Annotated in this window: 5 protein-coding genes; all 5 read right to left on the reverse strand. The window is 51.9% G+C overall.

Annotated features, from left to right (window positions below; translation table 11 throughout):
- Window positions 1–175: 175 nt before the first annotated feature.
- Window positions 176–2,302: an adenosylcobalamin-dependent ribonucleoside-diphosphate reductase gene (locus tag KO087_RS09435; RefSeq protein ID WP_215508973.1), complete on the reverse strand. Its 2,127-nt coding sequence runs from the start codon at window positions 2,300–2,302 to the stop codon at window positions 176–178.
- A 158-nt stretch (window positions 2,303–2,460) separates the two neighbouring features.
- Window positions 2,461–2,994 carry a glycoside hydrolase family 73 protein gene (locus tag KO087_RS09440; RefSeq protein WP_215508974.1) on the reverse strand — a complete coding sequence of 178 codons (534 nt, stop codon included), beginning with the start codon at window positions 2,992–2,994 and terminating at the stop codon, window positions 2,461–2,463.
- A gap of 2 nt (window positions 2,995–2,996) precedes the next feature.
- Entirely contained in the window at window positions 2,997–4,421 is a 1,425-nt protein-coding gene (gene nhaC, locus KO087_RS09445) for a Na+/H+ antiporter NhaC (protein WP_215508975.1), read from the reverse strand.
- A 214-nt stretch (window positions 4,422–4,635) separates the two neighbouring features.
- On the reverse strand, window positions 4,636–5,961 hold the full coding sequence (gene brnQ, locus KO087_RS09450) for a branched-chain amino acid transport system II carrier protein (RefSeq protein WP_215508976.1): 1,326 nt from the start codon (window positions 5,959–5,961) through the stop codon (window positions 4,636–4,638).
- 188 nt (window positions 5,962–6,149) lie between these two features.
- A complete protein-coding gene (locus KO087_RS09455; protein ID WP_215508977.1) occupies window positions 6,150–6,335 on the reverse strand; it encodes a hypothetical protein in 186 nt (61 codons plus the stop codon).
- Between the last annotated feature and the right edge of the window lie 198 nt (window positions 6,336–6,533).

A 6,533-nucleotide genomic window follows, 5' to 3' on the forward strand; every position in this document is an offset into this window, starting at 1 on the left:
TGTCATTATTCCCTCCTGATTGTGATTGGTTGGCAGACCTTTCTTATCATACCATTCTGGGAATAACGGGTGATTATCGCTAAAGCTAAACGGAACCCCCGGTCTAACCGGGGGTTTTCTAATGCAAGAAAGCGAAGGGTTTCGCCTTCGCTTTTCTTTGATGATGCTATTTCATTTAAATGGCACAGGGGCTGTAGCCGCAGTCTTGGCATTCGGCGCAGCCACCGGTGTGGTTCATGGTGCCGCCGCACATGGGGCAGGTATCGGGATTTTCCGTCATCTGTTTGGCGATCTCCCGATTTAATTCGTCTTGCAGTTCTTTGATGCGGTCGGTGCCGTCTTTTTTGTCGTTTGTAATTAAAATGCCACTTCTGGCGCAGCCGTCACGATAAATGGTGATGCCCTTCAAGCCCCGCTCCCAGGCGTAGACGTAAAGGTCTTCCACTTCTTCCACGGTAAATTCATTGGGCACGTTCACCGTAGAGGAAATGGAGGCGTCGATAAATTGCTGCCAGGTGGCCTGCACATTGATTCGGTCCCGATAGTTTAAATTCGACGTGGTAATGACGTAATCGGGCAGGTCTTCTTCTCTGGAAAGGCCTTGGGCTTCCATGAGCTTGCGAATAATTTCCGTATACACCGTGTAATAGGTGTCTTCGGCGTGAAGGGATTCGGATTTTCTCACGTAGCTGATTTGGAAAATGGGCTCCACGCCGTTGCTGCAGCCGATCAGGGTGGAGATGGAGCCTGTGGGAGCGATGGTGAGAAGCTGGGAATTTCTCAGTCCGTATTCTTCGATCAGAGCCAGCACGTCCTCGTCGGCGTTGGAGCGAATAAATTCACTGGCCAGGACCTTGTCTTTTCGATAGCGAGGGAAGGGGCCGGCTTCTTTGGCCATGAGGGCCGATTGACGCAGGGCTTCGTTCACGAGGACGCGGCCGATTTGGTTAATAAGGTTTAAGGATTCCGAGGAGCCGTATTTCACGCCCATTTTAATGAACATATCGGCCACACCCATAATGCCCAGTCCGATTTGGCGCAGGTCCCGAGACAGTTCCCGCTGCTCCTTTAAGGGGTGCAGGGCCATGTTTTCGTCCAGGACGTCGTTTAAATAGATGACGCCTTCCCGCACCAGTTGACCGAAGGATTCGAATTCGAAGCGGGCAAATTTGCTGAAGGGGTATTTGACGAATTCCCCTAAGTTAATGCTGGAGAGATTGCAGGAGCCGAAGGCGGGCAGGGGCTCTTCCGCACAGGGATTTACCCCGGCGTATTCGAAGGTGTCGTCTTCGCTCATAATGTGCCAGGAATTGATGCGGTCTTTAAAGAGCACGCCGGGCTCGGCCATGTCCCAGTTGTTGTAGGCCAGATTGTGCATCATGTCCCGGGCGCTGACTTCCCGGCGGATTTTTTCCCCGGTGGCTTCCACGTCGAAGGTTAAGGTAAAGGGCTTATCTTCCTTGTAGGCTTTAAAGAAGTCGTCGCCGCAGTTTACGGAAATATTGGCGCTGGTTACCTTGTCCAGGTCTTTCTTCACATTGATGAAGTCCAAAATGTCCGGGTGAGAGGCATCCATGTTGAGCATGAGGGCGCCGCGACGGCCGCGCATGCCGATGAGGCCCGTGGTAAGGGAGTAAAGATCCATAAAGCTCACAGCCCCCGTGGTGGAGGAGGCGGCGTTGTTGACTCTGGCGCCTTTCGGGCGCAATTTGTTTAAGGTGAGGCCCACGCCGCCGCCATAGCTGTAGGTGCGGGCCATCCACTTGGCCGTGTCGTAAATGGATTCGATATTGTCTTCCACCTGGGGCATGACGTAGCAATTGGAAAGGGTGATCTTTTTGCCGAAGGCATCCAGACCGCGGCCCGCCAAGATTCGTCCCGCCGGCATAAATTCCTTGTTGGCGATGGCTTTTTTAATGGCGGAATTGCCGCCGGAGACCCGTTCCAAAAAGTCTTCGAAACTTTCCGAATCGTAGCGGTACTTCTTCTCGTAAATGTCCCGCTGAAGATCCGTCATGTCCCAGCCGTGTTCCCTGAGGCGGGCGCGCTCTTGGCGATAGAGGATGTATTTCTTCGCCGCCACGGGATCCTTCGCCATCAGCGACAGCTCCACGGCATCTTGAATGGTCTCGATGTCCACGACCTCTTCGCCCGTGCATTTTTCGGTGACCTCCTTGGCCACGGCCCGGGCCGCGTCTTCGTCAACGCCCCTGTCCGTCTCCGCCATGGCTTTTTTTACGGCGATGACAATTTTCTCGCCGTCGAATGCCACCACTTGCTTGTTTCGCTTCCTTACGTTCATTGCTTCCTCCCCTTATTTATCCACAATCTATCAACATATTGTGGTTAAGTTCTAACTATTTCTGTCTTACCTCTAAATGTAGTATACGCTTTTTATACTACGCTATGGCCTGACTATTTTCAAGATCCTTTTCCAAATAAAAAAGACGCCGAAGCGCCTTAGTTTTCGTCGTAGATCATTAAATTGTAATCCTTCATTACCTGCACCAAGATATCGCCGTAGCAGGGGTTGGTGCTGTAGCCCGCCGGGTGAAGGGCCCGGGCGTAGGCCTCGGCACTTTCCGCTTCCCGCACCGGTGCGTAGCGGTTCGCCTTGGCGATGAGCTTGCCGTAGTCGTAAAAGCTCTCCCGGGCGGAGTTGTAGGTGCGAAAGCCGTCTTCCACGGACATCTTCCGCCCACCTTCCATTTCGATGGTGGGAAGCACCACGCCCTTGCCCTTGATGCCGAAGTAATTATTGTAGCTCTTCGACAGTTCGCTTTCGCCGAAATTCGATTCCACCGCCGCCTGGGCCAAAATCACCGAGGGGTAGAGATCGTATTTCTTTCCCACTGCCTGCGCCAGAGGCGCAAAGGCCGTGAAAAAATCTTCCCGGCTGTGGACGCTCTCCCGATTGGGCTCGTAGCGGGGCCGCATAAAGAAAAACGCCACGATAAGCACCGCAAAAAACAGGGTGCGCTTTCTCTTTTTCACAATTAATCCGCCTCGATGACCGTATCGGGATCATCTTTCAAATAGAAGGTGTTTTTGCCCAACGCCGTCATGACGATGACCACGGCGGGCATCAGGTAGTTAAATACGGCAAAGGGCATATAGGCCATGGGGGAGACGTGGAGCACGCCTTTCATATACACCCCGCAGGTGTTCCAGGGCACGAGACAGCTGGTTACCGTGCCCGATGCTTCCAGTGTAGAGGAGAGCATCTTCGGGTGCAGGCCGCGGCGGCGATATTCCGGCGCAAACATGCGGCCGGGCACCACCAGGGAAATGTATTGCTCCGGCATGGTCATGTTGGACAAGAGGCAGGTAAACAAGGTGGCGGTAACCAGGCCGGTGACGGAGCGAATACCCTGTACCAAGGTCTTGACGATAATTTCCATTTGCCCCGTCTCCTCGGCGATGCCGCCGAACATCATGGCGATGAGCGTAAGGGATACGGACTGCATCATATTCATGAGGCCGCCGGCGGTTAAAAGCTTATCCAAACTTTCGATGCCCGTTTGGGACACATAGCCGTTCATGCCGCTTCCTAATATTTCGTTCAGACCCACGGTGGGCTGAATGACGGGGCCGATCAGCGTGGCCACCACGATGCCGAGAACGATGCCGGGAAGGGCCGGCAGCTTAAAGGCGATGGTGACGATGACCACAATGGGGGGCAAAAGAAGCAGAGGGCTGATGACAAAAGTGCTCTTTAAGCCCTCTCTCAATGCCACAATCCCCGAGGTGTCCGCCGAGCCGACGGGGCCGCTGTAGCGGGTGGTTAAAAAGGCGAAAATCGCCAGGGTAAGGACATAAGTAATCATCGTGGGCTTGATCATGGCCTTGACGTGGGTAAAGACATCGGTGCCGCTCATGGCAGGCGCCAGGTTCGTCGTGTCCGACAACGGGCTCATCTTGTCGCCGAAATAGGCGCCGGACAAAATGGCGCCGGCGGTGACGGGGGCGGGAATGTTTAAGCCTTGGGCAATGCCCATAAGGGCGATCCCCATGGTAGCCGCCGTGCCCCAGCTGCTCCCCGTGGCCAGGGAAGTAATGGAGCAAATCAAGCAGGCCGCCACGAGAAAAATCGACGGCTTTAATATCCCCAGGCCGTAGTAAATCATCGAAGGCACCACGCCGGTGGCGATCCAAATACCCACCAAAATCCCGATGGTGATTAAAATCATCACCGAGGGCAGGGCCTGGGAAATCCCCCGCACCATGGCCTTTTCGATGCTGTCCCAGGAATAGCCGATCTTCAGAGCCATTAAGGCGGCGAAAATCACGCCGATAAACATGGGAATATGGGGTTCGATTTTAAATTTTAAAATGCTCACGCACATAATCAAGACGAGGCCGAAAAAGACCGTAAGGGCCTCCCACAGCTTCGCCTTTCTCGGCGCATTTGTCGCTTTCATCGCTACAATCCTCCTCGTGGAATACTTTCCTGCATTAGTAAGTAAGAATATATGAACACATTATAATATAAAACCGTGCGCCGCGCTACGAAAAAGGAAAGCTGCGCGCCCTTTCATCTCTAAGAAATCACTAATTTCCGGTTTTAAATTCAGTTTATCACCACATCTTCCCATAAAAAAAGCCCGCCGAAGCGGACTCTTTTTAAAAGGTATTTTAGAAGCCTCCCGTATCCGGGTGATCGTCGATGGTTTTGCCGACGCCCATCTTTCCGATGAGGTAGCCCACGGCGAAGCAAACAAGGGAAGGAACGAACCAGGTAAATCCGAATTGACCCAAGGGCAAGGTTTGGATGGATGCAGCCAGGCTGCCCAGGCCAATTTTGTCGCCGACGGTTTCGATGACTGCGATAACGAGAACACCTGCGACCATGACGATGTAAGCCATGTCGTAGCGAACGCGTTTTTCAAACATCATGTAGAATACCAAGGCGATGATAATCGGGTAAACGATGGTAAGCACGGGGCCTGCCAAAGCGATGATGGCATCGACACCGATTAAGGAGAGTGCAAAACTGATGATCGTAACGATAATAACGGTGACGCCGTATTTGATCTTGCCGTTACTGATGTCTTCGAAGAAGTTACCTGCAGCGGAGGTTAAGCCGACGGAGGTGGTGAGGCAGGCCAGTGCGACGGCCAGACCCAATGCAACCTTACCGAAGCTACCGAAGAGCATACCGACTAAGCTAACCAAAATTTCGACGCGGGAATCGTCTGCGGTAAACATGGAGCTACCTTGTGCGCCTAAATAGGTGAGACCACCGTAGACAACGGCCAAGGCGACGAAGCAGACCAAGCCGACCATCATAATGAAGGAACGGCGTTCTTTTTCACTGACTTCGCCATAGCCTTTTCGAATCAAGTCGGCGACGACGATACCGGTGAACAAGGGTGCTGCCAGAGCGTCAAGGGTTTGATATCCTTCATAGAAACCGCTGACGAAGAAGCCGCCGTCGTGTTCGACGGGAACAATGGCACCTACAGGTGTAATAATCGCTTTAGCAATAATGAGAACGAGGAAGATCAATAATGCCGGCGTTATGTATTTACCGATAATATCGACGACGCCACTTTCTTTATAAGCAAGAGCGAAGGTAATAGCAAAGAATACGATGGACGTAATGAAGGCGGGTGCATTCGGGAAGAAAGGCATTACGCCGACTTCGTGCGTCGTAGCTGCGGTTCTGGGAATTGCAAAAGCAGGACCGATACAAATAATAGCAACGAGGGATAACAGCTTCGCAAAACCGGGGCTGACGCGCTTACCTAAGTCAACGGCACGACCGCCTGCAAAGGCTGTGATGAAAACGGTTAGAATGGGAATGACCGGGTCGGCTAAAAGGAAGCCGCACATGGTAGCAAACCAACCGTCACCGGTGGTAACACCTAAGTAAGGCGGGAAGATCAAGTTACCTGCGCCGAAGAAAATGGCGAACAGGGCCAGACCACTTACAAAGATATCTTGTGTTCTTTTGTTCATAAACTCATCTCCTTTATAAAATTCTAAGGTTCGTTCTACCTTTGTGTAACATTATATCTAAATTACATACCTTTTTGAAGTAAATTTTTCAATTAACGAAAACTGTGTCTATTTTGTCGTCAGTGTACTATATATTTGTATACAGCTGTGTTTTGACCTTAATATTTTTTCTATTCGTTAAGCCTTTATCAAGCATTGGGGAAAGACGCATTTATTTTTTCTTCCGCGACGGCTTTTTCCGGCACCGCAAAAATAAAAACGCTTGCCTCGACGGATTTTTTCACGGTGCGGCGAAAAATTTTTTGCTGCGCTGATCCGTCCTTCGAGGCACCTTTTTCTTTTTGCCATGGCCTTATTTCTCCGTGGCTTTTCATTTAGCCGCGGCCGTATTTCTCCTCGCCCTTCGCTTTTTCATTACCCTACGGTTTTTCCGAATCTTTTAGGCAATAAACATCCCCCGGCGTAGCCGGGGGTTTTCCTTTTTCGGCCCAAAGGGCCTGCATTACTAGCTGCGCCTGAAGGGCGTCGGTGGTCTGCCCGTGCTAACATTACTCGGCTACCCCTTAAAGGGG

Source organism: Peptoniphilus rachelemmaiella (assembly GCF_943169845.1).
Taxonomy (GTDB): Bacteria; Bacillota; Clostridia; order Tissierellales; family Peptoniphilaceae; genus Aedoeadaptatus; species Aedoeadaptatus rachelemmaiella.

Excerpts from the sequence above, each read along its gene's own strand:
- KO087_RS09435 (WP_215508973.1), bottom strand. The coding sequence starts at position 2,302 with ATGAACGTAAGGAAGCGAAACAAGCAAGTGGTGGCATTCGACGGCGAG.
- nhaC (WP_215508975.1), bottom strand. The coding sequence starts at position 4,421 with ATGAAAGCGACAAATGCGCCGAGAAAGGCGAAGCTGTGGGAGGCCCTT.
- brnQ (WP_215508976.1), bottom strand. The coding sequence starts at position 5,961 with ATGAACAAAAGAACACAAGATATCTTTGTAAGTGGTCTGGCCCTGTTC.
- KO087_RS09455 (WP_215508977.1), bottom strand. The coding sequence starts at position 6,335 with ATGAAAAGCCACGGAGAAATAAGGCCATGGCAAAAAGAAAAAGGTGCC.